The organism is Streptomyces sp. NPDC045695 (assembly GCF_056432025.1).
Genome location: NZ_JBWKJU010000003.1, coordinates 253,028 through 279,938 on the forward strand (window position 1 = coordinate 253,028; position 26,911 = coordinate 279,938).

The window sequence follows — 26,911 nt, forward strand, 5'->3', positions numbered from 1 at the left end:
GCGGGGAGGCATGGATGGGCAGGAGCCGCAGAACAATTCCGGAGGAGCTTCTGCTGCTCGCCTTGGACCCGGCCACGGGTACCACGGCGCAGCCGCAGTCGCTCGACCTCGGCCTGGCCGGGGCACAGCTAGTGGAGCTGGCTCTGGCAGGACGGATAGCCCCTGATGGGGATCGTATCGCCGTGGTGATGCCACGGCCGACAGGAGATCCGACTCTGGACTCCGCACTGGAACTGCTGCGCAGGCGCGGCAGCCCGGTACGGGCCGTCCACTGGATCGGCGGACCCCGACTGGGGCTCCGTCAGATTTACCTCGCGCACCTGGAGCGCTGCGGCATGGTCCATGCCGTCGCGGGACAGATGTGCGGAGTGTTGCCGACGACTCGCTACCAGGCGACGGACACGGAGATCAGCCGGGAGATACGAGCCCGGCTGGACAGTGCGATCCGCACCGGCGTACCGCCGGACCCGCGGACCGCGGCGCTCGCCGCACTGGCCCACGCGGTCGGACTCGGCAAGCACCTGTACCCCGGCAACGAGGGGCGGTCGTCCAGGTCCCGGCTGCGGGACCTGATCCGGCACGACCCGATGGGCGGACTCGTGGCGCACGCCGTGATGGACGTCCAGAACGGTGTGGCCGCCCAGCCACGCCGTGACCGCGCTCCGGCACCGCCGGCCCGGGCCACGGCGAGCAGCGTGCCGCTGCAGCCGCGCCGGACCGGTGCGATGGCCCGCGCGGCCGCGCACTGATCCACCCAGAGCTCCATCAGCACCACCCGCTCCACCGCACCACCCGCACCACCAGCTCCATCGCTACGCCAGCTCCATCGCAACGCCATCGCCGTGACCGACGTCTGTGAAGACCCGGTTCGGGAACCGCCAGCGCGCGGGGTGGCGGGGCCGGTTCGCCGACCCCGCCACCCCGCGCGTCTGTGTTTCCCGGCCGTTCCCCAGCGGCGCCGCCCGCTTCGGTGGCAGTCTGCTCGACATCAGACACGCAGAGAGACAGCTGCTGCACGACAGAAGAAGGCGGAGGTGCCGTTCACGTGGCGTCCAATGTCAATCCCACCGTCCGACGCCGCCGACTGGGCATGGAGTTGCGCAAGCTCCGCGAGGACAAGGGCATGACGGCCGAGCAGGTCGCCGAGCGCCTGCTGGTCTCCCAGTCGAAGATCAGCCGACTGGAGAACGGCCGCCGTTCCATCAGCCAGCGCGACGTCCGCGACCTGTGCGACGTGTACGAGGTCGAGGACCGCCGGCTCATCGACTCCCTCATGCAGATGGCGAAGGACTCCCGCCAGCAGGGCTGGTGGCACGCCTTCGGGGACATCCCGTACAGCGTCTACATCGGCCTGGAGACCGATGCGGCGAGTCTGCGCACGTACGAGCCCCTGGTGATCCCGGGGCTGCTCCAGACCACGGAGTACGCCCAGTCCCTGGTGCGCGGCGCGTGGCCGGAGACCGCCCCGGCCGACGTGGAGAAACGGGTCCAGGTGCGGATGCACCGGCAGAAACGGCTCTCCGAGACGGAGAACAACAATCCGGAGCTCGGTCCGCTGCGCCTGTGGGCCGTCATCGACGAGGCGGCGCTGCGCCGCCAGGTGGGTGACGCGCAGTTGATGGTCCGGCAGCTCGAATTCCTGATAGACCAATCGGAGCAACCGCACGTCACCGTGCAGGTGATGCCCTTCTCGCTGGGCGCGCACCCCGGCGTCAACGGGCAGTACGCCATCCTCGAATTCCCGGACGCGTCCGACTCGACCGTCGTCTACATCGAGGGCGTGACGAGCGACTTGTACCTGGAGAAGGCCAACGACGTGCAGAGGTACAGCGTGATGTACGAACACCTGCGCGCCCAGGCCCTCAACGTCGATCAGACCCGTCAGTTCATTTCGGGGATCATCACGGAATACGCGGACAAGGGCGAATGATGCCGTGATGCACCAGGTGGAGGGCGAGTGGGTGAGGAGCGGGCCGGCACGGTACACCGTCACTCCCCGGCCACATAAGGCCTGAATGGAATATGCCACTCGGTCGGGTGAATGCCTCCTTCATCTGTCAGGAGCTGCCGGTAGCGTCGATCACGTCGGCCGGAGGAATGGCCGCCACGTCACCGGAACTACTGCTCACCGGAGAGAAACATGGCTATTCGCCAGGGCGCCACGGACAACTGGGTCAAGTCCTCCTACTCCGCCAACGGCGCCTGCGTCGAGGTCAAGTCGCCCGTCGTGGAGGCCATCGCGGTCCGTGACTCGAAGGTGCAGGACGGTCCGTCCCTCACCTTCGCGCCCGGCTCGTGGACCTCGTTCGTCGCCGACGTCACCGAGGGCCGACTGGGACGTCTCGCCTGAACGTGACGGCCGATCCCGACCGCCCCGTCTCCACATCCACTCGCAGCACCTCACCACCTGCACCACCTGCACCACCTGCACCACCTGCACCACCTGCACCAGTGACTGAAGCCCTCTCGACCGGTCCGCCGTCTTGGCCGAGGGGGCTCGGCCATGTCCGCGTACACAACGCAGCGGCCGTCCGGCGCCCGGCCCTCAGCGCAGCTGGTCGACGTAGCGGTCGGTCCCCGGCACCGTCGGGATGAACGGCGCCACCAGCTCCACCCGCCCCAGCCCGGTCTCCGCGACCTCCGCGTCCAGCCCCAGGAAGCGGTCCCAGCAGGTCCGCGGATCCTGCTCCAGGAACCACAGGAGCGTGAGGCGGGTGTCGACCCCCTCGACCTGCTTGACGTACGTCATCCGGTCGCCGGGCAGCGGCGTGGGCCGGAAGACGGTCACCATCGCGGCCGGGGAGCCGCGCAGGCGCCCCGGCAGGGCGCGGGAGCGCAGCCATTCCAGGAGTCCGGCCCGCCGCTCGGGGCCGTCGGCGTCGACGACCTGGACGACGAGCCCGGCGTACGGGTGGTCGAGGGCGTGGACGTCACGGGGCCCGGCGGCGCCGTCGCGGTAGACCGTGGCCTGGTGGTCCTGGAAGGACGTGAACACGTGCGTCCGGTCCTGGTAGACCCGGCCGTCGCGGTTGAGGCGCTTGTTGATGACGACGGTCCACCTCATGTGCTCGTCGTAGCGGCCCTCGGTGACCCAGTAGGTCGAGAGGTAGCAGCCCGCCGTGACCGGCTGGGCGACGGCCGACTTCTCGGGGTAGCGCAGCTCCTGGAGCTCGCGGGTCGCCACCCAGCGGCGGCCCGCGTACATCCAGGGCATGGCCATGGCGCCGGCGTAGTAGTGGTCGTCCTCGTACCAGCGGTTGTACGCGTACTCGTGGCCCGGGTGCGGTTCCACCATGGTGATCAGCGCGTGGCCGGGGCGGACGCCGTAGGGGCCGACGGCCGCGAGCGCGGCGTAGTCGTCCACCCCGGTGTCCGGCCGTGTGTCCGGCTGGTGCTGCGGGTGCTGCGGGTGCTGTTCTCCTGTCGTCATGGGAACGGTCTAGCTGATGCGGCGTCAGATGGGGAGCTGTCGGGCCGTTCCACGGGCCGCCGTTCCACCCCCTGATACATAGATGCCATCTACAACTTTCCATGGATACGATGCGCGCACCGCACCCGCCTCCCGAGGAGCAGGAGTCCCCGTGCCCGTGCCAGCGCCCGTCCCCGCCCCCGCCCCCGCCCCCGCGTTCGCCGCCCGTACCGCCTCGGTCCAGGGCTCTCCGGTACGCGAGATCCTCGCGCTCACCGAACGCCCCGGGGTCATCTCCTTCGCCGGCGGCCTCCCCGCGCCCGAGCTCTTCGACGCCGAGGGCCTGCGGGCCGCGTACGACGCCGCCTTCGCGGTGTCCGCGCGGCGCGCCCTCCAGTACTCGACCACCGAGGGCGTGCCGGAACTGCGCGCGGCCGTCGCCGCCCGCATCACCACGCGCGGTCTGGCGACCGGCCCGGACGACGTACTCGTCACCTCGGGCTCGCAGCAGGCCCTCACGCTCCTCACCACCGCCCTCGTCGAACCGGGCGACGCTGTCCTGGTCGAGAACCCCACCTATCTGGCGGCGCTCCAGTGCTTCGGGCTGGCGGGGGCCCGGGTGGTGCCCGTGCCCTGCGACGCGCAGGGCATCGTCCCCGAGGCGCTGGCCGAGATCGTCGTGCGGGAACGCCCGAAGCTGCTGTATACGGTCCCGACCTTCCAGAACCCGACGGGCCGCACCCTGCCGGCCGCGCGCCGGGCGGCGGTGGCGGAGATCGCGGGGCGCCTCGGGCTGTGGCTGGTGGAGGACGACCCGTACGGGGACCTCCGCTACGAGGGCTCCGACGTCCCGTGGCTCGCGTCCCATCCGGGAGCGGGGGACCGCACGGCCCTGCTCGGCAGCTTCTCGAAGGTCATGGCGCCCGGCCTGCGGCTGGGCTGGCTGCGGGCGCCCGCGGGGCTGCGCCGGGCCGCGGTGGTCGCCAAGCAGGCGGCGGACCTCCACACGTCCACGGTGGACCAGCTGGCCGCGGCGCACTACCTCGCGGCGGTGGACCTGGACGCCCACCTGGCCACCGTGCGCTCGGCCTACCGCGAGCGCCGCGACGCCCTGCTGAGCGGCCTGGGCGAGGCCCTCCCGGCGGGCTCCGAGTGGAACCGTCCGGAGGGCGGCATGTTCGTCTGGGCCCGCCTCCCGCAGGAGCACGACGCGGCGCGGCTGCTGAAGTCGGCCCTCGCCCACGACGTGGCCTTCGTCCCGGGAGCCCCCTTCTACACGGGACCGGCCGACCCGCGCGCGCTGCGGCTCTCCTTCACCACCCATACCCCGCAGGAGATCGCGGAGGGACTGCTGCGACTGCGCCGGGCGACGCGACGCGGATGAGGACGCCCTCCCCCACCCATGACGCGGATGAGGGCGCCCCTTCCCAACCCGCCCCGCCTCCCTTAGCCTGACGGCCCGTCAGATCGGATGTCGCGCCCACCGGAGGACCGTCATGCTGCTCCAAGGGAAGACCGTCATCGTCTCCGGCGTCGGAGCCGGGCTCGGGCATCAGGTGGCCGCCGCCGTGGTGCGGGACGGGGGGAACGCCGTGCTCGGGGCGCGGACCGAGGCCCATCTCGCCAAGTCCGCCGCGGAGATCGACCCCGACGGGATCCACACCGCCTACCGGACCACCGACATCCGCGACGAGGGACAGTGCGAGGCGCTGGCGGCCCTCGCCGCCGAACGCTTCGGCGGGGTCGACGCCGTCGTGCACGTCGCCGCCTGGGACGCGTACTTCGGGGGGCTGGAAGGCGCCGACTTCGGGACCTGGGCCCAGATCATCGACGTCAATCTGCTGGGCACCCTGCGGATGACCCGGGCTTGCCTGCCCGCGCTCAAGGAACGCGGCGGGTCCGTGGTCATCATCGGGACGCAGTCCGCGATCGCCGCGCCCAACGAGGTGCAGCAGGCCGCCTACGCCGCCTCCAAGGGCGCGCTCACCTCCGCCATGTACTCCATGGCCCGCGAGCTCGGCCCCCACCGGATCCGGGTCAACACCGTGCTGCCCGGCTGGATGTGGGGCCCGCCCGTCCAGGCCTTCGTCACCTTCACCGCACACACGGAGGGCGTCCCCGAGGCCGAGGTCCACGCCCGGCTGACCGACCGCATGGCGCTGCCCGACCTCGCCACCGACGGGGACGTCGCCGACGCCGCCGTGTTCCTCGCGTCCGACCGGGCGCGGGCGATAACCGGCCAGTCCCTGCTGGTCAACGCCGGTGAGCTGATGCGATGACCCGCACCACCGGCGGAACGTCGGATCGTATGCTCCCCGTATGACCACTCCGAGTGACGCTCCGACCGAAAACGCGATGCGCCGTGCGCTCCGGCGGGCCCGAGACGGCGTCGCGCTCGACGCGACCGAGGCGGCCGTGCTCCTGCGGGCGCGCGGCGAGTCCCTGCGGGACCTCGCCGCCTCTGCGGCCCGCGTACGGGACGCCGGGCTCGCCGCCGCCGGCCGGCCCGGCGTCATCACGTACTCGCGCAAGGTCTTCATCCCGCTGACCCGGCTGTGCCGCGACAAGTGTCACTACTGCACCTTCGTGACCGTGCCCGGCAAGCTCCGGCGGAGCGGTCACGGCATGTACCTCTCCCCCGACGAGGTCCTCGACATCGCCCGCCAGGGCGCGGCGATGGGCTGCAAGGAAGCGCTCTTCACCCTCGGTGACCGCCCCGAGGACCGCTGGCCCGAGGCACGGGAGTGGCTCGACGCGCACGGCTACGACGACACCCTCGCCTACGTACGGGCCATGGCCATCCGGGTGCTGGAGGAGACCGGCCTGCTGCCGCACCTCAACCCCGGCGTGCTGTCGTGGTCCGATCTGCAGCGGCTCAAGCCCGTCGCGCCGAGCATGGGCATGATGCTGGAGACCACCGCCACCCGCCTGTGGTCGGAGCCCGGCGGCCCCCACCACGGTTCCCCCGACAAGGACCCGGCGGTCCGGCTGCGGGTGCTGGAGGACGCGGGCCGCTCCAACGTCCCCTTCACAACCGGGGTGCTGATCGGGATCGGCGAGTCCTACGAGGAGCGGGCCGAGGCCTTCTTCGAGCTCCGGCGGATCCAGCGCGCCTACCACGGCATCCAGGAGGTCATCGTCCAGAACTTCCGCGCCAAGCCGGACACCGCCATGCGCGGCATGCCGGACGCGGAGCTGGAGGAGCTGGCCGCCGCCATCGCCGTCGCCCGGCACATCCTCGGTCCGGGCGCCCGGATCCAGGCCCCGCCGAACCTGGTGGACGCCGAGTACGCCCTGCTCATCGGCGCGGGCATCGACGACTGGGGCGGGGTCTCGCCGCTGACCCCCGACCACGTCAATCCCGAGCGTCCCTGGCCGCACATCGAGGAGCTGGCCGAGCGCACCGCCGCCGCCGGCTTCGAGCTGCGCGAACGCCTCACCATCTACCCGGAGTTCCTCCAGCGCGGCGAGCCCTGGCTGGACCCCCGGCTGCTGCCGCACGTGCGCGCCCTGGCCGATGCGGGGACGGGGCTGGCGAACGAGGCCGCGACGGTCGAGGGCCGGCCGTGGCAGGAGCCGGACGAGGGCTTCACCGCGTACGGGCGCACCGACCTGCACGCCACCATCGACACCGAGGGCCGCACGGGCGACCGGCGCGACGACTTCGACGAGGTGTACGGCGACTGGGAGGCGCTGCGGGAGGCCGCGGCGCCCGGGATGGTGCCCGAGCGCATCGACACGGACGTGCGCGCCGCCCTGGCGCAGGCCGCCGACGACCCCACCCGGCTCACCGACGAGCAGGCGCTCGCGCTGCTGCACGCGGACGGGCCGGCGCTCGACGCGCTGTGCCGGATCGCCGACGACCTGCGCAAGTCGGTCGTCGGCGACGAGGTCACGTACATCGTCACGCGGAACATCAACTTCACGAACGTCTGCTACACCGGCTGCCGCTTCTGCGCCTTCGCGCAGCGCCGTACGGACGCCGACGCGTACACGCTCTCCCTCGACCAGGTCGCCGACCGGGCCGCCCAGGCGTGGGACGTCGGCGCGGTCGAGGTGTGCATGCAGGGCGGCATCCACCCGGACCTGCCGGGGACGGCGTACTTCGACATCGCACGGGCGGTGAAGGAGCGGGTGCCCGGCATGCACGTGCACGCCTTCTCCCCGATGGAGGTCGTCAACGGCGCCACGCGGACGGGGATGTCCGTACGGGACTGGCTGACGGCGGCCAAGGAGGCCGGGCTGGACTCCATCCCGGGAACGGCGGCGGAGATCCTGGACGACGAGGTCCGCTGGGTGCTCACCAAGGGCAAGCTCCCGACGGCGGACTGGATCGACGTCGTCACCACGGCGCACGAGCTCGGGATCCGCTCCTCGTCCACGATGATGTACGGGCACGTGGACCAGCCGAGGCACTGGCTCGGCCACTTCCGCACGCTGGCGCGGATCCAGCGGACCGCGCTCTCCAAGGGCGTGGCCGGCTTCACGGAGTTCGTCACGCTCCCCTTCATCCACACCAACGCGCCGGTCTACCTCGCGGGCATCGCCCGGCCCGGTCCGACGGTCCGCGACAACCGCGCGGTGACGGCGATGGCCCGGCTCCTGCTCCACCCGCACATCACCAACATCCAGACGAGCTGGGTGAAGCTGGGGGCGGAGGGCGCGGCCGAGATGCTGCGGTCGGGGGCGAACGACCTGGGCGGGACCCTGATGGAGGAGACCATTTCCCGGATGGCGGGGTCGAGCTACGGCTCGTACAAGTCGGTCCAGGACCTGATCGCGGTCGCCGGGGCGGCCGGCCGGCCCGCGAAGGCCCGTACGACGCTGTACGGGGAGGTCCCGCCGGAACGGCAGCGGGCGGCCCTCGCCTCGGACGGACACCTGCCGGAGCTGCTGCCCGTACTGGACTGAGCCCGGGACGTCCGAGACGGGGTGCGTCAGGTCGAGGCCGGAAGTGTTCGCATTCTGGCGGATCCGCACCCGGTTCACGACCACTTGGCGAACCGCTTCCGGATTCGATCGAAGCTGTCCACTACAGTGCGGGTTCGCGTGCGCGGCCGGTACGGGTACCGGATGCGGTGGTCAGCGCGGCACGTTGCCGGGGGTGGACGAAGTGATCGGTACGAACGGCGCGGTGGACGGCACCGACGGCCCCGGCGCGGGCGCGGGCGCGCTGCCGCACGGGGCCCCACCCCAGCCGGCCGGCACCCCCGCCGCGGGCACGCCGCTCGGCCCCGCCGCGGGCACGCCGCTCGGCGCAGCCGCAGCGGGTCACCTCGGCCCCGGCGAAGCCGGACCGGCCCCCGCCCCCGCCGCAGGCACCCCGCACAGCCCCGCGCCAGCGGGCCCGCACCCGGCGGCCGCCCGCGCCCCGGGCGCGAGCCGCGCCGCGGCCGGACCGACCGCCACGCCCGCCGGAGGCACCGGCACCCGGACCGCTCGGCACGGCGCAGCCGGCGGCGCGGGCGCCAGCGCGGGCGTCCTGCTCTGGGGCCGCGTCGAGCAGCAGGACTTCCGCAGCCGCGTCCGCGGCACGCTCCTCGGCGCGGCCCTCGGCGACGCCCTGGGCGCGGCCCACGGCCCGGCGGGCCCGCCCGGCCCCGCGGCCACCCCCGTCCCGGCACCCGCCCGCCGCGGCACGGTGACCGCCGCCACCCAGCTCACCCTGTTCACCGTGGACGGGCTGATACGGGCCCACGTACGCCGCGACACCGGCGCCTGGCACCCGCCCACCGACCTGCACCGCGCCTACCGGCGCTGGGCCGCCACCCAGCACGACTGGGGCCCCGACGAGCGCCGCGAGGACAACGGCTGGCTCGCGCAGGAGGAATGGCTCTACGCCCGCCGCGGCCCGGACCGCGCCTGCCTGACCGGCTTCGCCGACGACGTCCTCGGCACGCTCGACCAGCCCAAGAACCCCACCGCCCGCGACGCGGCCGCCGCCACCCGCTCGGCCCCCTTCGGGCTGCTCGTCGGCTGGGAACCCGCCCTGGTCCTCCAGCTCGCCGTCGAATGCGCCGCCCAGAGCCACGGCCACCCCACCGCCTGCCTCTCCGCGGGCGGCCTCGCCGTCATCGTCCACGGCCTGACCCGCGGTGACTCCCTCGACTCCGCCGTCCAGCGCGCGCTCGGCCTGTTGGGCGGCCGCCCCGGCCACCAGCCGGTCACGGACGCCCTCCAGCGCGCCCTGGCGGCCGTCACCCAGGGCGCGCCCGGCCCCGCCGCCGTCGAAGCCCTCGCCCTCTCCCCCGGAGACGACGGCGACGGCGACGGCCCGGACCGCCACGACGCCGCCGGCGCCCTCGCCGTCGCCGTTTACTGCGCCCTCGTCGCCGAAGACGTCCCGCACGGCCTGCGTCTCGCCGTCGACCACGGCGGCGACTCCGCCGCCGCGGGCGCCCTGTGCGGCGCCCTGCTCGGCGCCCTCCACGGCGAGACCGCCCTCCCGGCCGCCTGGCTCGCCGAACTCGAAGGCCGCGCCCGCGCCACGCTCCTGGAACTCGCCGACGACTTCGCCCTGGAGCTGACCCAGGGCCCCGCCCTCCACAGCCCCACGCTCTCCACCCCGGGCTGGCTGACCCGCTACCCCCGCGGCTGAGCGCAGGCCCGAAGGCGCGACGGCACGACGGCTTGACGCCCCCTCACCTTTCCCCCCGCTCACCCCGTACCGTGGCCAGTCCCACGTCTCGGAGGTGCCAGCACCCATGCGGATCGCCACGACCATCTTCCTCACCGACCGCACCGTCTCCCCCGTACGCCTCGCCCGCAGCCTCGAAGAGCGCGGATTCTCCGGCCTCTACCTCCCGGAGCACACCCACATCCCGGTCGCCCGCGAAACCGGCGCCCCCATGGGCGGCGACCTCCCCGAGATGTACGGGCGCACCCTCGACCCCTTCGTGGCCCTCGGCCAGGCCGCCGCCGTGACGGAACGGCTCCACCTCGGCACGGGCATCACCCTCGTCGCCCAGCACGACCCGATCGTCCTCGCGAAGCAGATCGCCACCCTCGACCACCTCAGCGGCGGCCGCTTCACCCTCGGCATCGGCTACGGCTGGAACGTGGAGGAGGCCGCGGACCACGGTGTCGAATGGCGCACCCGCCGCGAGCTGGTCCGCGACCGCATGGCGCTCATGCGCACCCTGTGGGCCCCCGAACCGGCGGCCTACGTCGGCGAGTTCTCCTCCGTCCAGGCGAGCTCCGCCTACCCCAAGCCCGCCCAGGCCCCGCGCGAACTCGCCCCCGGAGTCCCCCTGTACGGCCCCCGCACCATGATCGGCGGCGCGGCGGGCCCGAAGCTCTTCACCGCCATCGCGGACCACGCCGACGGCTGGCTCCCGATCGGCGGCCGCGGCCTCACCGAGTCCATTCCGGTGCTCCGCCAGGTCTGGGAAACCGCCGGGCGCGACCCGAAATCCCTCCAGGTGGTCCCGTACGCCGTCCAGCCCAATCCCGGCAAGCTCGGCCACTACGCCGACCTCGGCATCGAGGAGGTCGTCCTTCAACTCCCCTCGGCCCCGGAGCCGGAGATCCTGCGCACGCTGGACGACTTCGCGCAGTACCTCTGACCCCGCGACCCGGTTCACGTACAGCGGCGGGGCCCGCCCGATCATTGCGATCGGACGGGCCCCGGTGTTCACTCTGCCGCGGTCATCAGGACGTGAAGTACCCGTTCAGGTCGGCGATCACGTCGGTCGAACCGGAGTTGTTGTAGAAGGTCACCTGCCCGTCCACCACGGGGACGACCACCAGGTTGGCGACGGTTTGCCCGGCGGTGTAGTTGAGGTTCGAAACGCCCGGCCGTGCGATCCCGTGCGGGTGGACGATCAGGTGGCTGGCCTCCGTCGGGTTGGTGACCGTGACGTTCAGGACGACGGCGGTCACCCCCTGCGCGGGCACACCCGCTGCCCCGGTCACCTGGAGGCTCACCGAACCGCCCGGACCCACCGCCCCGGCGCGGGCGCCGGTGCCCTCGCGCGTGTCGAGGAGGCGGACCGGACCGGCGGCGGAGAAGGCCGAGCCGGTGGCCGCGTAGTAGCCGGTGACGTCGGCGATGAGGTCCACCGACCCGGAGTTGTTGCGCAGGTCGACCTTGCCGTTGACCACGGGCACCGTCACCAGGTTGGCGACGATCTGTCCGGGCGTGAAGTTGAGGTTCGACACGCCCGGCGCCGCCTGGCCGTTCGGGTAGACGGTGACGTGCCCGGCCTCGGTCGGCTGGACGGCGGTCACGTTCATGACCACGGCCGTGACCCCGCTCGCCGGGACACCCTTGACGCCCGCAACCTGGAGGGTGACAACCCCGCCCGGACCGACCCGCTGTCGCTTCGCACCCGTGCCGTCACGCGTGTCGAGGAACCGCGCGGGCGTGATCGGGTCCAAGGCGGAGCCCGCCCCGGCCTTGTCGGTGTAGTAGCCGGTGACGTCAGCGATCAGGTCCACCGAACCGGCGTTGTTGCGCAGGTCGACCTTGCCGTTCACCACCGGCACCGTCACCAGATTGGGGACGATCTGCCCGGGTGCGAAGTTGAGGTTCGACACCTTGGGCGTGGGCTGGCCGTTCGGGTAGACCGTCACGTGCCCGGCCTCGGTCGGCTGGACGGCGGTCACGTTCATGACCACGGCCGTGACCCCGGTGGCTGGAATGCCCTTCACGCCGGCGACCTGGAGGGTGACGACGCCGCCCGGTCCGACCCGCTGCTTCGTCGCGCCGGTACCGTCACGCGTGTCGAGGAACCGTGCCGGGCCGTGCGGCACGAACCGGCTGCCCTTCGGGGCAGGGGTGGGGGCCGGCGCGGTCACTGTGTAGGCCTTCGGCAGGTACCCCCGCGAGGGCACCCCGGTGGTGTAGCCGACCCCGTCGAGGAGCAGATCGTACGCACCCGGCTCCAGGCCCTTGGTGTCCACCTGGACGGTCAGCTCGGTCCCGTCCGCGTTGACGGAAAGCGGGGACAGGAGCGCCTGCTGGTCGCTCCCCTCACGCGCCACCTTCATGCGGGTCTTCAGGGTGAGCGACGTACCTCGGACGACGGCCTGCGTCTGCGTGTTCGCCTCGCTGGTGTGAGGGCTGATCGAGGCCGGGGCCTCGATCTCCGGCACATAGCACTGGCCGCATGCCCCGCGCATGCCGTAGACGGCTGGCGTCGGGGTCCTGCCTGCGCTCAGCATCAGGAGGGCCTGCGCGGGCTCGGCCTCCCGGTCCGCCTCACAGTAGACGCTGAACTGGTCCCACTGCTGCCTACAGCTGTACTGGGGGTCTGCACTGTTCCACTCGCTGAGGTTGTGCAGGCTCAGGGCAGGTGCCGGCGTGTTCTTGTCGGCGTTGGTCGTGAAGCCGGAGACGTAGAAGGACCCACCGGGCTTCATGTCGACCACGGCGCAGTGGGCGGAAGACGTCTCGGAGAGCACTCCGCCACGCAGGGCGAAGCCGTCGACAGAGACCGGGTTGGCCGTGCATTCGGGTGCCCAGCCGGCAGCCGTACCCACCTTCCAGATGTCCATGGCACTGCTGACGGGCTGGTCGGCGTAGCGGTGGGGCGAGAGCACGACCGTGTAGGAGGTCGAGCCGGTCACCTTGCACGCGAGGCTGTTCGCCTGCTGGCAGAGCAGCTTGCCGTCCGCGTCGAGAACCGTGAGCCAGGTCGAGGTGACATCCTTCAGGTACCGCCCCGCCATGCGGTCGCCCAGCCAGAACTTGTCGGTCGCGGCACCGCTGATCCGCAGGCAACGGGCGTCCAGGGGGGCGCCCAGCTCAACGGGAGTGGACGGACCACCCACCTTGGTGGACGCCGTGGCCGAGCACGTCGCCGTTGAGGAGACGTCCCGCCGCGCCAGCTTGACGGAGTACATCCCGTCGCTCAGCAACAGCGCCGTGTAGGCCACACCGGGAATGAACCGGCAGCTGACGGGCACGCCTGCGGTGCACGCAGGAGTACCGGACGGGTCGAACGCCTGGACCAGACCCTGTCGGCCGTCCGTATCAACGCGGTCGATCAGCTCAGCGGTGGAGTGCTGGTCGGCCGGAATGCTCAGACAGGCGTGCCTCGTCGACGGTACCTGAACCCCTGCGGAGCCGTCGAAGCCGGTACGGGGCCATGCGGCGCAGCCGCTGTGCTCGCCGGTCCGGTGGACGGTCAGCCCGTACGTGCCCGGCGTACCGGTGAGCACCGCTCGGAAGGGGGCGGTGCCGGTCAGCTTGCAGGTGACGGACGTGGCGCCATAGCTGCCGTCCAGTTCACACTGCTGCTTGCCCTCCGCGTCGTTCACCGCGACGTGGAGTCCGTTCAGGGGTGGAGGGTTGAGCAGGTAGACGCCGTTGCCGGTGGCGGTCGGCAGGGTGAGGCACAGCCGCTGCCCGGGGGTGGCGAAGACCGCCTTGACGGGACCGGCGGCCAGTCCGTTGTCGTGGGTCGCGGTGCAGCCGCGGGTCTCCTTGGCCGAGTGGAACGCCATGCCGTACGGCGGGCTGTCCAGCACCTGCGTGTAGTTCACCCACGTGTAGTCGCCGGCAGTCAGGTCACAGGTTCCGCGCCAGCAGGCGTCGTTCCTTGACGTCCCGTCCGACGAGAACAGATGTCCTTGAGGCGCGTAGTACTGCGCGGTGACGACGGGGCCGAAGGTGTACCGGGCGGACTCCGTGGCCCGCATGAGCCTGCACGGCACGGTGGAGTTCAGGTCGGGCGAGGTGCCGAACACTTGCGGCTCTACCACGGGACACCCCTCGGGCTTGGAAAGCCGGGCGAAGGTCAGCGTGTAGGGGTACTCAGAGCCGCTGGTCACGACCCGGAAGGGCGCGGCACCCGTGAGCCTGCAGTCGAAGTAGGAGTAGTTCGGGGGAACACAGAGCTTGTTGCCGTCGCCGTCGTAGACGTCGGTGCTGACGAGGCCTTCGTGCACGGTGGCGCGCAGCATGTCGTTCGCGGCCATGGACAGGGCGTAGCAGCCCGTCGAGCCGAGCGGCACCTGTCCCCGAATGACCCTGGGGGCGCCGAGCATGCTGTCGGCGGCGCTCACGCTCTCGCACGTGGCGGAGAGCAGCGCGAGGTACGAGACGGACAGGTCGCTGTCGTTGGCCAATGGGTACGTGTTCACGACCTGCAGCGAGTACGTCCCAGCCCGGTTCGTGGGGCAGTGGTATTCGTTCTCGATCAGCTGGCAGCTCACCCTGGCGCCGTCCGGCGCGAGCAGCCTGGTCTCGGCGAACGACTGGGGCGTGGCTGCCCAGTAGCGGACCATGTCCTTCTGCTGCGGCAGTGCGAGCGAGAAGGAGGTGATCTGGCCCCCCTTGATCCTGCAGTTGACGACGGCTCGTGGAGCCAGGTCCGCGGGGCACACCTCTGCCACCCCGGCCTGTTGAAGAGCACGGACGTCAGCCTCGCGCTGCGCCTTGGGATCCCTCTTCGGATCCGCCGCGGGCGGCGCCTGCGGCCCTGTCGGCGCGGCCGACGGCGTACCCGCTCCGGTCTCCTGCCGCGGCGAAGCGGTGGCGGACTTCTCGGGCGGCGCCGCGAGCGCGGTACCCGCCTGGCCGGTGAGCGAGGCCAGAAGCGCCAGAAGCAGGGCCCCCGAGGCGAGGGCCCGTGCTCTGCCGCGTCTGGTCTGCGCTCTTCTGCCCATGGGCAGCAATCTCATGAACCCCCCAGTCCAGGTGCACCCGGGCCTTGTGACGATCACGGCCTCGCGGGCAGGCGGATCCTACCTGCCGGTTCGAACGCGACGCACCGGGGTATCGGTGCAGGCCGTCGGGGCCGACCCCCGACGGGTCAGCTCGGCCCCGACCGTCTTGCCGACGAGGCAGTCCGAGAGGCCCCAGTCGGTGGCGACGGCGTCCACGATGCGCAGGCCGTAGCCGGATTCCGCCTGGTAGGCGTGCGGCTGGACGGCCGGGCGGCGGTCGCCGCGGGCGTCGGCGAGGTCGAGCCGGACGACAACCTGCGCAGCTTCGGCGAGACGGTCAAGGTCTCCCGCAAACGCGCCGGCCTGACCCAGGAGCAGGTGACCCCGCTAATCGGGTACTCGGTGCAGTACGTCGGCTCGGTGGAGCAGGGCCGCCGCCACCCGTCGCAGAAGTTCGTGAACAAGACGGAAGCGGTCCTGGACACCTACGGCGTCATCGACATCGCCGCGAAGCAGCCAACCCGGCGGCGGGGGTTGGCGAGCTGGTTCCGCCGGGGGGCGGAGCTGAAAGAGGTGGCCATCACCCTCAACACGTACGAGTGCCGGTCGGTCCCGGGGCTCCTCCAACCGGAGCCCTACGACCGCATGGGCCCCTGAACCCGGCGGCGAGTTCTCCTCCGTCCAGGCGAGCTCCGCCTACCCCAAGCCCGTCCAGGCCCCGCGCGAACTCGCCCCCGGAGTCCCCCTGTACGGCCCCCGCACCATGATCGGCGGCGCGGCCGGCCCGAAGCTCTTCGCGACGCCCTGCGGATCCTGCACCGACTCGCCGAACTGCAGACGGCGCTGACTGCGGGGGACACGGCAGCCTCTGACATCAAGGCCCTCCAGGGGCACGCGTCGCGCTGGCGCCTGCGCATCGGTGACTACCGCGTGGTCTACACCGTCGAGGACCGCCGACTCATCGTTTGGGTACTGGCAGCGGGCCACCGACGCGAGGTGTACCGGGACCGCTGAGCCGTGCCGCCGTCCCGGCGGGCGGTTCCGCATCCGCCCGGCGGGCCAGCTCTGCCCAGACCGTCTTTCCGACCACGCGGTCCGTGACGCCCCAGCCCGCGGCGAGGGCGTCGACGATGCGCAGGCCGTAGCCGGATTCCGCCTGGTAGGCGTGCGGCCGCACCGCCGGCCGCCGGTCGCCGCGCCCGTCGGACACCTCCACCCGCAGCACCTCCTCCAGCAGCACCATCCGCACCTCGAAGTCGCGCCCCGCGACCCGCCCGTGGGCGACGGCGTTCGCGGCGAGCTCGGCCACGAGGAGCCCCGCGTCGGCGCAGAGCGCGGTGGCCTCGGGGATGCCCCACTCGTGGAGCTGGAGGAGCGCGAGCCGCCGGGCGAGGCGGGCCCCCCGGCGGGTGGAGCTGAAACGCTGAGTGAACGTGCGTACGAGGGCCGGAGCGGGGCCGGAGGGTGCGGTCATGGAAAAAAGGTCCCGTGCGGCCAGGCATGTTCCCAGCACGACGACTACTACTTTTCAACTGTAGTAGTCCACTCTCTGGACAGTCGCAGTCACCGTGCGTGAGCCTGTCTCCGGGGAGGTGACCGCTGTGACGAGTGTCGACGAGAGCGGCGACGCCGAGGTCGAACCGGACGACGACCTGCGGAACTTCGGCGAGACCATCAAGGCGTTCCGCAAACGGGCCGGCCTGACCCAGGAGCAGTTCCGACCGCTGGTCGGGTATTCGGTCCAGTACGTGGCCGCGGTCGAGCAGGGCCGCCGCCATCCGTCCACGCGGTTCGTGGAGAAGTCGGAGGAGGTACTGGACGGCTTCGGCGTCATCCGCATCGCGGCGAAGCGGCTGGCGCGGCGGCGGGGGCTGGCGAAGTGGTTCCGGCGGTGGGCGGAGCTGGAAGAGGACGCGATCGCCCTCAACACGTACGAGTGCAGGTCGATACCGGGACTGTTGCAGACGGAGGCCTACGCCCATGCCCAGATCCGGGACGTGCCGCCACTGGCGACGCGGGAGGAAGCGGAGGCGCGTGTCGCGTTCCGGCTGGCCCGGCAAGCGCTGCTTCTCAAGACCCCGTACGTCGCTTTCAGCTTCATCATCGAACAGGCGGTGATCGAGCGGCAGACCGGCGGACCGGAGGTGACCCATGAGCTGATCACCCACCTGCTGGAGGTGGGGAAGCTACCCAATGTCGATCTCCAGATGATGCCGTTGATCAGTCCGGAACACGCGGGTACCGACGGCCCCTTCCGACTCCTCGAAACCCATGAGCACGAGTGGTTGGGTTACAGCGAGGGCCAGAAGACGGGCCAGGTCATTTCTGACCCGAAAGCCGTCAGCGTGCTCCACCAGCGGTATGCCAAACTTCGCATCCAGGCCCTCAATCCTGCGGACAGCGCGGGCCTGTTGATGCGAATGCGAGGATCCCTGTGAACAGCTCCCGGCTCCGGTGGTTCAAGAGCAGCTACAGCGGAAGCGAGGGCGACGACTGCGTCGAGGTCGCCCTCTCCTGGCACAAGTCCACGTACAGCGGCAGCGACGGCGACGACTGCGTCGAGGTGGCAGCCTGCGCGGAAGCCGTCCACATCCGGGACTCCAAGGTGACGGCCGGTCCCGAGCTGGCCGTCACCCCCGGCGCCTGGGGCGCCTTCCTCGGCGGAGTGGTCACCGCCCGCTGAGCTAGTCCTGCTCGTAGGGGAACCGGGCGAGCGGGGTCTCGCGCTCGAAGAAGGTCTTGGCGCGGACCATCGCCCGCTCGTCGGCGCGTACTTGGCCGGGGCGCGAGCCGTTGCCGAACAGGACGCCGCCGAAGCGCATGCGCAGGTAGGCCGCCGTGTTGGTGAGGGTGGTCACCAGCCCGTCGGCGACGACCTCCTCCTCGTGGGCCATGACCGTGACCCCCCACAGGGTCCGGCCCGCCATCCGCTCCTTGAAGTCCATGCCGGGCACGCCGAGCCAGCCCGACCAGTAGTCGAGGTAGCGCTTGGTGTGCGCGGAGAGGGTGTACCAGTACAGCGGCGAGACGATGACGATGTCGGTGGCCTCCAGCGTCGCCCGGCGCAGCTCCTCCTCGGCCTCTCCGACCGGCCAGGAGCCGCTCTCGTGACGGCCGTCCTGGAAGTCGGGCAGCGGAAGTTGGGTCAAGTCCACCCATCGCTGCGGAATGCCGGGCGGCAGCTGCTCGGCGGCCGCGCGGGCGAGGATCTCGGTGTTGCCGTCGGGGCGGGCGCTACCCACGACGAAGAGGAACGAGCGGTCCGTGTCGCTGGCTGGTTCGGTCGTCATGTCGTCTCCGGATCTCGGTCGTCGGCGCGTGCCTCGCGTGCAACTGCCTTGCTGCGCGACCTATTCCGGCGTCCTCGGGCGGCGCCTAGCGCTGCGACAGGCCCGCCTCCTGGGCGTCGATCAGCTCGTCCCAGTGTTCGCGGGTCCACTCGCACGCCGCGTCCAGCGGGCCCAGGAGGCCCCGGCCCAGCGGGGTGAGGGCGTAGGTGACGCGGCGCTCGGGGGTGCCGTGCTCCTCCCGTACGACGAAGCCGTCGCGTTCCAGCCCGCGCAGGGACTGGGTCAGGGACTTGGCGGTGATGCCGCGCAGCGGGACCTTGAGCTCGGAGAAGCGGCGGGGGCCGCCCTCCAGGCAGCGCAGGACCAGCGTGGCCCACTTGTCGCCGATCCGGAACGGGACCAGCGGCGAGGGGCAGACGGGGTCGAACATCTCCGGGTCCAGGGGCTGCGGCGGCGTCGGTTCGCTCATGATCCACACGGTAGGCCGGTATCCGTTCGGTAACCACACCCTTTCCTAGGCTCGCCGCATGACGAACTTGAAGCTCATCGTGTTCGGGGCCCGGGGCCGCGTCGGCCGGGCCGTCGTCGCCGAAGCGCGGGCGCGCGGGTACGAGGTGACGGAGGCGGGCCGCGCCGACGGGGACGTGACCTCGGCGGCGGACGTGGAGCGGCTGGCCGCCGGACACGACGCGGCGGTGGCCGCGGTGTACGACCCGCAGGCGGCCCCCGGGGTCTTCTTCCCGGCCGCCGCCGGGGCGCTGGCGGCCGGGCTCCCGCGGGCCGGGGTGCGACGGCTGGTCGTGGTCGCGCTGGCCTCCGTACTGCCCACCGCGTCGGGCGCGCTGCTGATGGACACGCCGGGGTACCCGCAGGAGTGGCGGGAGTTCTACGTCGGCCACGCGGCCGGGACCGCCGCGCTGCGGGCGCAGGCTCCGGCGGAGCTGGACTGGGCGGCGCTGAGCCCAGCCGGGGACTTCGCCGAGGGCGGGGCGGCAGCGGGGGGCTACACCCCCGGCGTGGCGGCGGATGCGGCGAGCCGGATCACCCACGCGGACTTCGCGCGGGCCGTGGTGGACGAGGTGGCGGCCCCGACCCTGCACGCGGCGCACGCGGGGGTGGGCCCCGCATGACCGACGCAGAGACGGCGGTGAGCGCCGCTGCGGGCACGGTGGCCGACAGCCCGAACCCCTGGGTCGCCGAGCACATCCGGCGCTTCGAGGAGACGGCCGGGCAGCCGCGGCCCGGGATCTCGGACCTGCTGCTGACCATGCGGGGCCGCAGGTCGGGCCAGCTGCGGCGGACGGCGCTGGCCTACGTGCGCGACGGGAGTGCGTACGTCCTGACGGCGTCCAACGCGGGAGCCGACCGCCACCCGGCCTGGTACCTGAACCTGACCGCCGACCCGGCCGTCACCCTCCAGGTCGGCGCCGAGAGCTTCCCGGCGACCGCCCGCCGCGCCACCCGGGCCGAGGCGGACCGCCTGTGGCCGGTGGTGGTGGCCGCGATGCCCTCGTACGCGGCCTACCGCGAGGCGACGGCCCGCGAGATCCCGCTGGTCCTGGTCACCGCCGCGCAGGCCGCCCCCGCCGCCGCCCGCTGAGGTCAGTCGACCTTCGGGGTCTTCGGGAGTCCGGCCAGAGCCGTGCCGGTGCCCTTGAGGGAGGAGTCGGTGGCCGCGGCGGTCACGCCCACCGCCGTCTTGGTGTCCTGCACGGTCTGAGCGGGGTGGTCGACGATGTCGAGGACGCGGCCGGCGACCGCGGGGGCCCCGTTGCCGGCCGGCCCGTCGGCGTGCGCGGCGACGGGAGTGAGGACGAGGGCGGCGCCACCGGAGACGACCAGGGCGGCGAGGGTGCGCTTCATGGCGTTCATGCCCGTCCCAACGACCCCGCCGCACCCGGGTCACCCCCCGCCCGTATAAACGCCCGCTGCCCCGGACCGTGGATCGATCCGGGGCAGCGGGGATGACAGAGCGCGAACGGCAGCCCACAGGGGGCGGGAGGGTCAGTCCTCGACCACCAGGGCCGGGGTGGACTTCGTCAGGACCTCGCCGCGGAAGAAGGCCGGGCTGCGGCGTTCGGTGACGTACATGATCACCAGGCCGAGGGCCAGCAGGCCGACGCCGATGACGAAGACGCTGCCGACGCCGAGGACGGTGGAGCCGGAGCCGTAGGCCGGGTCCCACATGTCGAAGAGGGTCTTGAAGAACACCGCGGCCAGCAGCACTCCGCCCAGCGCCGGGAAGACGCCCTTGAAGAGCAGGTCGCGCCCGGAGCGGCGCAGTTCGCCGCGGAAGTACCAGACGCAGGCGAAGGCCGTCAGCGAGTAGTAGAAGCAGATCATCAGGCCGAGCGCGAAGATCGTGTCGGTCAGGACGTTCTCGCTGACGAGGGTCATCACCGTGTAGAAGACGCCGGTGGCGACGCCCGCCATGACGGTGGCGCGGCCCGGGGTCTTGAACTTCGGGTGGACCTTGGCGTACGCGGGCGGCAGCGCCTCGTACGTCGACATGGCGAGGACCGTACGGGCCACCGGGATGAAGGTGGTCTGCAGGGACGCGGCGGCGGAGGCCAGGACGGCGACGAAGAGCAGGACGCCGAGCACGGGGCCCATGACCGGGCCGGCGAGGGCCGCGAAGACGTTGTCGGAGGTCTCCTCGTTGGCCAGGCCGAGGCCTTCGCCGCCGGAGCCGACGGCCATCTGGGCGGCGATGCCGGTGGCGAGGTACGAGCCGACCAGGACGACCATCGCGATGAGCGAGGCGCGGCCGGGGGTCTTTGCCGAGCCGACGGTCTCCTCGTTCGTGGTCATGCAGGTGTCCCAGCCCCAGTACATGAAGATCGAGAGCGAGAGTCCGGCGGTGAAGGCCGCCATGGACTCGACCGCGAAGGGGTTCATCCAGGACCAGGAGAAGTCCAGGCCGGTGTCGAAGGTGCCGGCGGAGGCCTTCTGGAAGGCCATCGCGACGAAGATGGCGAGCACGGCGAGCTGGAGGCCGACGAGCGCGTACTGGACGCCCTTGGTGGCGGTCATGCCGCGGTAGCTGATGGCGGTCGCGACGGCGATCAGGGTCAGGCAGGTGGTGATGTGGACGAGCTTGTTGTCGTCCAGGGCCGCGATCGACGGATTGTCGGTGATCTCGCCGGCCAGCAGCCAGAAGTAGGAGGTGGCGACGCCCGCGAGGTTGGAGAGCACGATGATCGTGGCGATCACCAGGCCCCAGCCGCACATCCAACCGATCCGCGGGCCGAAGGCCTTGACGGTCCAGGTGAAGGAAGTGCCGCAGTCCGGCATGGCCTTGTTGAGCTCGCGGTAGGCGAAGGCGACGAGGAGCATCGGGAGGAAGCCGGCGAGGAAGATCGCCGGCATCTGCATGCCGACCTCTCCGGCCGTGGAGCCGAGGGTCGAGGTCAGGCAGTAGACGGGGGCGACGGTGGAGATGCCGATGACGGCGCTTCCGACCAGTCCGACCGAACCCTTGCCGAGGCCCTTGCCGCGCACGTCGCCCTCGGCGACGCCGTTTACCGTGTCTCCGGCCTGAGGCCGAACGTCCAGCTGAGTCATGGGTCAGGACGTTAGATGGTGCGCATTCCACATCTGGAGGATTCGACTCCGGAATTGGACGGCCCCGAATGCCTTCGAATTCCGAGATTCAGACCCTCGGCAGGCGAGCAATACAAGGTCGGCGCCGGAAAACGTCCATGGTTCAACAGGCCACGTCCACAGGCTTTCACCATACGGAAACCGCAGCCATGTCCGTTTTGACCGTTTCTAAACTTTCCCTCATGACTTTGTGGTGACCACTGGTAACGGCGGCGCAGGGCCGGTTTTGCCGTGCACATGATCACGCTCTAGAGTCGCCGCCGTTCTAGATCATTCACGGGGAGAGACTGCGCGCATGCGTACTACATCACTACTGGCCTCGGTCACGGCGGTCACCGCCCTGCTCACCCTCACCGCCTGCGGAGGCGGCGGCGACACGGCGGCCGGCGGGGCCGGCGTCGGCGTCGTGGGCGGCGCCGGTGGGGATTCCGTGGCCGGAGGCGGCGGCAACGCCAACGGCACCGGCGACGGCGGCCCGAACGAGGGCACCCTGGACAACCCCACGAAGAACGGCGGGGTCAACGGGAACGCCCCGAAGAACGGCACCGCCTTCCAGCAGCTGCCGAGGGCGGCGACCATGGCCGCGGCCGCCCGCTTCGTCAACGGATTCACGAAGTGCGACCCGATCAGCGCCGACCGCGGCAGCGGCGGACCGAGCGAGGGCCCGGAGGCCGAGTACGGCCCGTCCTACTCCGTCACCGAGGTCGGCTACTGCGGCAGGCGCAACGTCACCACCATCTACATGATCAAGGACCCCAAGGTCTTCCAGACGGCCTTCAAGGCCGAGGTCGACGCGAAGAAGGGCAGCGGGAACCCCAACAGCGGCATCGTCATCGGTCAGGACTTCGCCATGGGATCCGAGAGCTCGGAGGCCATGAGCGCGCTGCTGAAGCCGCAGGCCGGGCTGCTGATGCTGAACTGCCACCCCGACTTCAACCCGCCGAGCGGCTTCCGGAAGGAACCCGCCCTGGTGAAGGGCTGCGTCCTGACCGACTACTACAAGGACTGAGGACCGGGGCCGGTTCAGCCGGCCCAGACGATCGACTGGACCTCGCTGTAGGCGTGCAGCGCGTACGAGCCGACGTCCCGGCCGACTCCCGACCGCTTGAAGCCGCCGAACGGCGCCTCCATGTTCCGCCCGACGGTGTTCACGCCGACCCCGCCCGAGCGGAGCCGGCGGGCCACCCGGAACGCGCGCGAGGAGTCACCCGACCACACGTAGCTGATCAGCCCGAAGTCGGAGTCGTTGGCCAGGGCGACGGCCTCCTCCTCCGTGTCGAAGGGGACGACCACCACGACCGGTCCGAAGATCTCCTCACGGACCACGCGCATGTCGTTCGTGCAGTCCACCAGGAGGGTGGGGGCGACGTAGAAGCCACGGCCGTCCCCCACCACCGGGCGCTCGCCGCCGTACGCGATCCGCGCGCCCTCCTTCCTGCCCAGCTCGATGTACGACTCCACGCGGTCGCGGTGCGCCGCCGAGATCACCGGCCCCACCACCGTGCCCCGCGCGGCCGGGTCCCCGACCTTCATGAAGGCCAGGTAGCCGGTGAGCTTCTCGATCAGCCGGTCGTGGACCGCCCGGTGCGCGATCACCCGGGTCGGGGCCGTACAGATCTGCCCGGAGTAGAAGGAGAAGGTGGTGCCGATCCCCAGCACCGCCGCGTCCAGGTCGGCGTCCTCGAAGACGATCGCCGCACCCTTGCCGCCCAGCTCCATCAGCTGCCGCTTCATCGTGCGGCCGCAGACCTCCGCGATGCGCTGGCCGACGCCCGTGGAACCGGTGAAGGACACCATGTCCACGTACGGGGAGTCCACCGCGGCCTCGCCGACCTCCACGGACTGCCCGTTCACCACGTTGACCACGCCCGCCGGAACCCCGGCCTCCGCGAGCGCCTCCGCCATCTTGAACACCGACAGCGGGTCCTGCGGGGCCGGTTTGACCACCACCGTGTTGCCCATGGCCAGGGCCGGGGCCACCTTGCCCGCCGGGTTCGCCCACGGGTTGTTGTACGAGGTGATGCAGGTGACCACGCCGACCGGCTGGCGCACCTCCAGCGCGCCCAGGATGCTCGCCCTGCCCATCGGGCCGGCCTCCGTGACCTGCGGCGGGAGGCCCTTCTCGACGGGTTCCAGCGCCCCGCGCGCATACCTGCGGAAACGGGCCACCCCGACGCCCACCTGCATGCCGCGGGCGATCCCGCTCGGGGCGCCCGTCTCCGCCCGGGCCAGCGCCGTCCACGGCTCGAACTCCCGCTGCATGATGTCCGCGGCCCGGTCGAGGATCGCCGCCCGCGCCTCCGGCGTCGTACGGGACCAGGCCCCGAAGGCCTCGGCCGCGGCGCGCGCCGCCTGCGCCACCTGCGCGCGGGAGGCCTCGGGGGCGAGCCCGACCACCGACTCGTCCGCCGGGTTGACCACCTCGTAGTGGCCGCCGTCGGGCTCGACCCACTCGCCGCCGATGTAGAGCCTCTGCGCGTGGGCGTCCGCATGAGCTCGCACTCCGACCTCGCTCACCGGGTGCTCACCGTCCTCGTGTCCCGGCCCGACCTGAGGACGATGCCCGGTACGGCCCCCGTCACCTCGTCGTCGCGGATGGTCTCCACGCCGTTGACGCGGACCGAGACGATGCCGACGGCGCGCGCGTCCAGCCGCGGGCTGTCCCCCGGCAGGTCGTGGACCAGCGTCGCCGGACCGGCCTCGATGCGTTCCGGGTCGAAGAGGACGAGGTCCGCGTGGTAGCCCTCGGCGAGGCGGCCGCGCTCGCGCAGCCCGAACAGCTGGGCCGGATCGTCCGTGAGCATCCGTACGGCCTGCTCCAGCGGCACGAGCTTGCGCCCGCGCAGGCAGTCGCCGAGGAACCGGGTCGTGTACGGGGCACCGCACATCCGGTCCAGGTGCGCGCCGGCGTCGGAGCCGCCGAGCATGACGTCCTCGTGCTGCCAGGTCTCGGCGCGCAGGGCCCAGCTCGCCGGGTCGTTGTCGGTGGGCATCGGCCACAGGATCGTCCGCAGGTCGTCGTTGGCGCAGATCTCGACGAGGCACTGGAAGGCGTCCTGGCCGCGCTCGGCGGCGATGTCGTTGACGACGCGGCCGGAGAGGCCCTCGTTCTCCTTGCTGTAGGTGTCACCGATGACGTACCGCCCGAAGTTGGCCAGGCGCCGGAAGACCCCGGCCTCCTTGCTGTCGGCGCGGCGCAGCATCTCGGCCCGTACGTCGGCGTCGCGGAGCTTCTCGATCCGCTCGGGGACGGGCAAGGCGAGGATCTCGCCCCAGCCGGGGATGAGGTTGAGCGCGCAGAAGGTACCGAGGGACATGTTCATGGGGGTGAGGATCGGCATGGTCAGCGCGACGATCCGGCCGCCGGCCTTGCGGGCGCGCTCGCTGGGGACCAGCTGGCGCGGGACCCGCTCGGGGACGGAGGCGTCGACGGTGAGCACGTTCCAGTTGAGGGGCCGCCCGGCGGCCGCGCTCATCTCGACGAAGAGGTCGATCTCCTCGTCCGCGAACTGGTCGAGACAGCCGGCGACGATCGCTTCGAGCTGCGTGCCTTCGTGCTCGGCGACGGCGCGGGAGAGTGCGATCAGCTCTTCCGGCGTGGCGTGCCGGGAGGCGACGGGGGTGCCGGAGCCGTCGGAGTGGGTGGAGGACTGGGTGGTGGACAGGCCCCAGGCGCCGGCGTTCATGGCGTCGTGGAGGAGGTCGAGCATCTGCTGCATCTGCTCGGGGGTGGGCTGTCCGCCGACGGCGTCCTCGCCCATGACGTGGCGGCGCAGGGCGCAGTGGCCGACCATGAAGCCGGCGTTGACGGCGATCCGGCCGTCGAGCGCGTCGAGGTACTCGCCGAAGGTGGACCAGGTCCAGTCGACGCCTTCCTCCAGGGCCTTGAGGGCCATGCCCTCGACCTTGCTCATCATCCGGCGCGTGTAGTCGGCGTCCTCGGGGCGGGCGGGGTTGAGCGGCGCGAGGGTGAAGCCGCAGTTCCCGCCGGCGACGGTGGTCACGCCGTGGTTCATGGAGGGCGTGGCGTAGGGGTCCCAGAAGAGCTGGGCGTCGTAGTGCGTGTGCGGGTCGATGAAGCCGGGGGTGAGGACCAGCCCGGTGGCGTCCTCGCTGGTACGGGCCTCTTCGGTGACGGTCCCGGGTGCGGCGATGACGGCGATCCGCCCGTCGCGGATACCGAGGTCTGCGACGCGGGCGGGGGCGCCGGTGCCGTCCACGACGGTCGCTCCGCGAATGAGGTGGTCGAGCATGCGGTTCCCCTCCTGATGCGGTGCCCGTGCCCTGACCGGGCGGGCGGGCGGTTCCTGGCCGTACGACTGGCGTCGAGCTGTACCGATCCCCCGCGGGGGCACCGGCTGGCCCTGGCGGGCCGGGCGTTGCGACTGGCGTCGAGCTGAGCGCCGCCTGGCCGGCCGGGGTCTGGCCCTCGCGGGCCGGGCAGTGCGACTGCATCGAGCTGTACCGATCCCCCGGCGGGCCCGGCATCGGGGATGCGACTGCGCCGAGCGTGCCGCTCCCCTGCGGGGACGCGGGGCGGGCCGGAGCGCGTCCGGCAGGCCGCTGCCGGCCGCGTTCCGGCCTTTCCCCTGCGGGGGCGGCGGTCCGGGAAGACACCACCCCCGCGTACGGGGCCCTACCGGGCCCCAGCCGACCCGGCCCACGGACCGGGACCACGTCCAGGTCCGGCCCGAGGCCGAGGCGGAGTTGCGGCACCGGCAGGTCCGCGCCCTGGCCAAGGCCCGGAGCCGAAGGCTCCGAACAGCCGAGGCCCAACACCGGCCCCCAGGGCCCGGGGCCAGCCCGGGATCCGGGGTCCGGGGCTGGCCCCGGTCCGGGTTCCGGCTCCCGGGCTCCGCCGGGGTCCGGGCCTGCCGAGGCGGAGTTGCGGCACCGGCAGTTCCGCGCCCTGGCCAAGGCCCGGAGCCGAAGGCTCCGAACAGCCGAGGCCCAACACCGGCCCCCAGGGCCCGGGGCCAGCCCGGGATCCGGGGTC

At 72.0% G+C, this 26,911-nt stretch carries 24 protein-coding genes and 1 pseudogene; 16 read left to right on the forward strand and 9 right to left on the reverse strand.

Going from position 1 to position 26,911, the window contains the following annotated elements; translation table 11 throughout:
* The first annotated feature begins 14 nt into the window (after nucleotides 1-14).
* From AC07DU_RS07450 to AC07DU_RS07460, 3 genes are all read left to right on the forward strand, one after another.
* Nucleotides 15-749, forward strand: a complete 735-nt coding sequence (locus tag AC07DU_RS07450; RefSeq protein WP_030390041.1) for a GOLPH3/VPS74 family protein — start codon at nucleotides 15-17, stop codon at nucleotides 747-749.
* Nucleotides 750-1,045: 296 nt separating this feature from the next.
* Entirely contained in the window at nucleotides 1,046-1,930 is an 885-nt protein-coding gene (locus tag AC07DU_RS07455) for a helix-turn-helix domain-containing protein (RefSeq protein WP_479110134.1), read from the forward strand.
* Between the two features lie 210 nt (nucleotides 1,931-2,140).
* Nucleotides 2,141-2,350, forward strand: coding sequence for a DUF397 domain-containing protein (locus tag AC07DU_RS07460; protein WP_360899975.1), 210 nt, complete (start codon nucleotides 2,141-2,143; stop codon nucleotides 2,348-2,350).
* 195 nt (nucleotides 2,351-2,545) lie between these two features.
* On the opposite strand, the gene AC07DU_RS07465 is transcribed toward AC07DU_RS07460, so the two are convergent.
* Nucleotides 2,546-3,430, reverse strand: coding sequence for a hypothetical protein (locus AC07DU_RS07465; RefSeq protein ID WP_479110136.1), 885 nt, complete (start codon nucleotides 3,428-3,430; stop codon nucleotides 2,546-2,548).
* Nucleotides 3,431-3,581: 151 nt separating this feature from the next.
* Here AC07DU_RS07465 and AC07DU_RS07470 point away from each other — a divergent pair, with 151 nt between their 5' ends.
* From AC07DU_RS07470 to AC07DU_RS07490, 5 genes are all read left to right on the forward strand, one after another.
* Complete coding sequence (locus tag AC07DU_RS07470; RefSeq protein WP_479110138.1) at nucleotides 3,582-4,793, forward strand: aminotransferase-like domain-containing protein; 1,212 nt, start codon at nucleotides 3,582-3,584, stop codon at nucleotides 4,791-4,793.
* 112 nt (nucleotides 4,794-4,905) lie between these two features.
* Entirely contained in the window at nucleotides 4,906-5,688 is a 783-nt protein-coding gene (locus tag AC07DU_RS07475; protein WP_479028710.1) for an SDR family oxidoreductase, read from the forward strand.
* Nucleotides 5,689-5,728: 40 nt separating this feature from the next.
* The gene (locus AC07DU_RS07480) at nucleotides 5,729-8,320 is read left to right on the forward strand and encodes a bifunctional FO biosynthesis protein CofGH (protein ID WP_479110140.1); all 2,592 of its coding nucleotides are present in this window, start codon (nucleotides 5,729-5,731) and stop codon (nucleotides 8,318-8,320) included.
* A 571-nt stretch (nucleotides 8,321-8,891) separates the two neighbouring features.
* Nucleotides 8,892-10,007 (forward strand): ADP-ribosylglycohydrolase family protein, encoded by a 1,116-nt coding sequence (locus AC07DU_RS07485; protein ID WP_479029049.1) that lies wholly within the window; start codon nucleotides 8,892-8,894, stop codon nucleotides 10,005-10,007.
* 106 nt (nucleotides 10,008-10,113) lie between these two features.
* Complete coding sequence (locus AC07DU_RS07490) at nucleotides 10,114-10,974, forward strand: LLM class F420-dependent oxidoreductase (RefSeq protein ID WP_479110142.1); 861 nt, start codon at nucleotides 10,114-10,116, stop codon at nucleotides 10,972-10,974.
* Between the two features lie 85 nt (nucleotides 10,975-11,059).
* On the opposite strand, the gene AC07DU_RS07495 is transcribed toward AC07DU_RS07490, so the two are convergent.
* The gene (locus tag AC07DU_RS07495) at nucleotides 11,060-15,022 is read right to left on the reverse strand and encodes a hypothetical protein (RefSeq protein ID WP_479110144.1); all 3,963 of its coding nucleotides are present in this window, start codon (nucleotides 15,020-15,022) and stop codon (nucleotides 11,060-11,062) included.
* 252 nt (nucleotides 15,023-15,274) lie between these two features.
* Here AC07DU_RS07495 and AC07DU_RS07500 point away from each other — a divergent pair, with 252 nt between their 5' ends.
* The 3 genes and pseudogenes from AC07DU_RS07500 to AC07DU_RS07510 all read left to right on the forward strand — a co-directional run bounded on the left by AC07DU_RS07500 (nucleotide 15,275) and on the right by AC07DU_RS07510 (nucleotide 16,036).
* Nucleotides 15,275-15,679 (forward strand): helix-turn-helix transcriptional regulator, encoded by a 405-nt coding sequence (locus AC07DU_RS07500; protein WP_479110146.1) that lies wholly within the window; start codon nucleotides 15,275-15,277, stop codon nucleotides 15,677-15,679.
* Nucleotides 15,669-15,821 (forward strand): annotated as a pseudogene (locus AC07DU_RS07505) (LLM class F420-dependent oxidoreductase); the annotation flags it as partial. The gene AC07DU_RS07500 and the pseudogene AC07DU_RS07505, both read left to right, overlap by 11 nt.
* Nucleotides 15,822-15,865: 44 nt before the next feature.
* The gene (locus AC07DU_RS07510) at nucleotides 15,866-16,036 is read left to right on the forward strand and encodes a type II toxin-antitoxin system RelE family toxin (RefSeq protein ID WP_479110433.1); all 171 of its coding nucleotides are present in this window, start codon (nucleotides 15,866-15,868) and stop codon (nucleotides 16,034-16,036) included.
* Here the strand turns inward: AC07DU_RS07510 and AC07DU_RS07515 are convergent.
* Nucleotides 15,981-16,496, reverse strand: coding sequence for an ATP-binding protein (locus AC07DU_RS07515; RefSeq protein ID WP_479110148.1), 516 nt, complete (start codon nucleotides 16,494-16,496; stop codon nucleotides 15,981-15,983). The two genes, AC07DU_RS07510 and AC07DU_RS07515, sit on opposite strands and share 56 nt — an antisense overlap.
* Nucleotides 16,497-16,623: 127 nt before the next feature.
* Here AC07DU_RS07515 and AC07DU_RS07520 point away from each other — a divergent pair, with 127 nt between their 5' ends.
* Together AC07DU_RS07520 and AC07DU_RS07525 are read left to right on the forward strand one after the other, a co-directional pair.
* Nucleotides 16,624-17,460, forward strand: coding sequence for a helix-turn-helix domain-containing protein (locus tag AC07DU_RS07520; RefSeq protein WP_479028730.1), 837 nt, complete (start codon nucleotides 16,624-16,626; stop codon nucleotides 17,458-17,460).
* Nucleotides 17,457-17,705, forward strand: a complete 249-nt coding sequence (locus tag AC07DU_RS07525) for a DUF397 domain-containing protein (RefSeq protein WP_479110150.1) — start codon at nucleotides 17,457-17,459, stop codon at nucleotides 17,703-17,705. Before AC07DU_RS07520 ends, AC07DU_RS07525 begins: the two co-directional genes overlap by 4 nt.
* A gap of 1 nt (nucleotide 17,706) precedes the next feature.
* Here AC07DU_RS07525 and AC07DU_RS07530 read toward each other — a convergent pair whose 3' ends face one another.
* Both AC07DU_RS07530 and AC07DU_RS07535 read right to left on the reverse strand, forming a co-directional pair.
* On the reverse strand, nucleotides 17,707-18,312 hold the full coding sequence (locus AC07DU_RS07530) for a flavodoxin family protein (protein ID WP_479110152.1): 606 nt from the start codon (nucleotides 18,310-18,312) through the stop codon (nucleotides 17,707-17,709).
* An 85-nt stretch (nucleotides 18,313-18,397) separates the two neighbouring features.
* Nucleotides 18,398-18,781, reverse strand: a complete 384-nt coding sequence (locus AC07DU_RS07535) for a winged helix-turn-helix transcriptional regulator (RefSeq protein ID WP_360900016.1) — start codon at nucleotides 18,779-18,781, stop codon at nucleotides 18,398-18,400.
* A 58-nt stretch (nucleotides 18,782-18,839) separates the two neighbouring features.
* Here AC07DU_RS07535 and AC07DU_RS07540 point away from each other — a divergent pair, with 58 nt between their 5' ends.
* Both AC07DU_RS07540 and AC07DU_RS07545 read left to right on the forward strand, forming a co-directional pair.
* Nucleotides 18,840-19,442, forward strand: a complete 603-nt coding sequence (locus tag AC07DU_RS07540; protein WP_453374157.1) for an NAD(P)H-binding protein — start codon at nucleotides 18,840-18,842, stop codon at nucleotides 19,440-19,442.
* Nucleotides 19,439-19,912: a nitroreductase family deazaflavin-dependent oxidoreductase gene (locus tag AC07DU_RS07545; protein WP_479110155.1), complete on the forward strand. Its 474-nt coding sequence runs from the start codon at nucleotides 19,439-19,441 to the stop codon at nucleotides 19,910-19,912. The genes AC07DU_RS07540 and AC07DU_RS07545 overlap by 4 nt, the downstream gene beginning before the upstream one ends.
* A gap of 2 nt (nucleotides 19,913-19,914) precedes the next feature.
* On the opposite strand, the gene AC07DU_RS07550 is transcribed toward AC07DU_RS07545, so the two are convergent.
* Together AC07DU_RS07550 and AC07DU_RS07555 are read right to left on the reverse strand one after the other, a co-directional pair.
* Entirely contained in the window at nucleotides 19,915-20,184 is a 270-nt protein-coding gene (locus AC07DU_RS07550; RefSeq protein WP_479028746.1) for a hypothetical protein, read from the reverse strand.
* 132 nt (nucleotides 20,185-20,316) lie between these two features.
* Nucleotides 20,317-21,876, reverse strand: a complete 1,560-nt coding sequence (locus tag AC07DU_RS07555) for an APC family permease (RefSeq protein WP_479110157.1) — start codon at nucleotides 21,874-21,876, stop codon at nucleotides 20,317-20,319.
* A 334-nt stretch (nucleotides 21,877-22,210) separates the two neighbouring features.
* On the opposite strand from AC07DU_RS07555, the gene AC07DU_RS07560 reads away from it, so the two are divergent.
* Nucleotides 22,211-22,924, forward strand: a complete 714-nt coding sequence (locus tag AC07DU_RS07560; RefSeq protein ID WP_479028752.1) for a hypothetical protein — start codon at nucleotides 22,211-22,213, stop codon at nucleotides 22,922-22,924.
* A gap of 14 nt (nucleotides 22,925-22,938) precedes the next feature.
* Here the strand turns inward: AC07DU_RS07560 and AC07DU_RS07565 are convergent, their stop codons facing one another.
* Entirely contained in the window at nucleotides 22,939-24,432 is a 1,494-nt protein-coding gene (locus AC07DU_RS07565; protein WP_479110159.1) for an aldehyde dehydrogenase family protein, read from the reverse strand.
* Nucleotides 24,429-26,168 carry an N-acyl-D-amino-acid deacylase family protein gene (locus AC07DU_RS07570; protein ID WP_479110161.1) on the reverse strand — a complete coding sequence of 580 codons (1,740 nt, stop codon included), beginning with the start codon at nucleotides 26,166-26,168 and terminating at the stop codon, nucleotides 24,429-24,431. Before AC07DU_RS07570 ends, AC07DU_RS07565 begins: the two co-directional genes overlap by 4 nt.
* Between the last annotated feature and the right edge of the window lie 743 nt (nucleotides 26,169-26,911).

Bases quoted from the DNA above. Each gene is read 5' to 3' on its own strand.
- AC07DU_RS07465 (WP_479110136.1), bottom strand. From the start codon at position 3,430: ATGACGACAGGAGAACAGCACCCGCAGCACCCGCAGCACCAGCCGGAC.
- AC07DU_RS07545 (WP_479110155.1), top strand. From the start codon at position 19,439: ATGACCGACGCAGAGACGGCGGTGAGCGCCGCTGCGGGCACGGTGGCC.
- AC07DU_RS07530 (WP_479110152.1), bottom strand. From the start codon at position 18,312: ATGACGACCGAACCAGCCAGCGACACGGACCGCTCGTTCCTCTTCGTC.
- AC07DU_RS07535 (WP_360900016.1), bottom strand. From the start codon at position 18,781: ATGAGCGAACCGACGCCGCCGCAGCCCCTGGACCCGGAGATGTTCGAC.
- AC07DU_RS07550 (WP_479028746.1), bottom strand. From the start codon at position 20,184: ATGAACGCCATGAAGCGCACCCTCGCCGCCCTGGTCGTCTCCGGTGGC.
- AC07DU_RS07515 (WP_479110148.1), bottom strand. From the start codon at position 16,496: ATGACCGCACCCTCCGGCCCCGCTCCGGCCCTCGTACGCACGTTCACT.
- AC07DU_RS07460 (WP_360899975.1), top strand. From the start codon at position 2,141: ATGGCTATTCGCCAGGGCGCCACGGACAACTGGGTCAAGTCCTCCTAC.
- AC07DU_RS07555 (WP_479110157.1), bottom strand. From the start codon at position 21,876: ATGACTCAGCTGGACGTTCGGCCTCAGGCCGGAGACACGGTAAACGGC.
- AC07DU_RS07560 (WP_479028752.1), top strand. From the start codon at position 22,211: ATGCGTACTACATCACTACTGGCCTCGGTCACGGCGGTCACCGCCCTG.
- AC07DU_RS07450 (WP_030390041.1), top strand. From the start codon at position 15: ATGGGCAGGAGCCGCAGAACAATTCCGGAGGAGCTTCTGCTGCTCGCC.
- AC07DU_RS07475 (WP_479028710.1), top strand. From the start codon at position 4,906: ATGCTGCTCCAAGGGAAGACCGTCATCGTCTCCGGCGTCGGAGCCGGG.
- AC07DU_RS07495 (WP_479110144.1), bottom strand. From the start codon at position 15,022: ATGGGCAGAAGAGCGCAGACCAGACGCGGCAGAGCACGGGCCCTCGCC.
- AC07DU_RS07570 (WP_479110161.1), bottom strand. From the start codon at position 26,168: ATGCTCGACCACCTCATTCGCGGAGCGACCGTCGTGGACGGCACCGGC.
- AC07DU_RS07540 (WP_453374157.1), top strand. From the start codon at position 18,840: ATGACGAACTTGAAGCTCATCGTGTTCGGGGCCCGGGGCCGCGTCGGC.
- AC07DU_RS07480 (WP_479110140.1), top strand. From the start codon at position 5,729: ATGACCACTCCGAGTGACGCTCCGACCGAAAACGCGATGCGCCGTGCG.
- AC07DU_RS07490 (WP_479110142.1), top strand. From the start codon at position 10,114: ATGCGGATCGCCACGACCATCTTCCTCACCGACCGCACCGTCTCCCCC.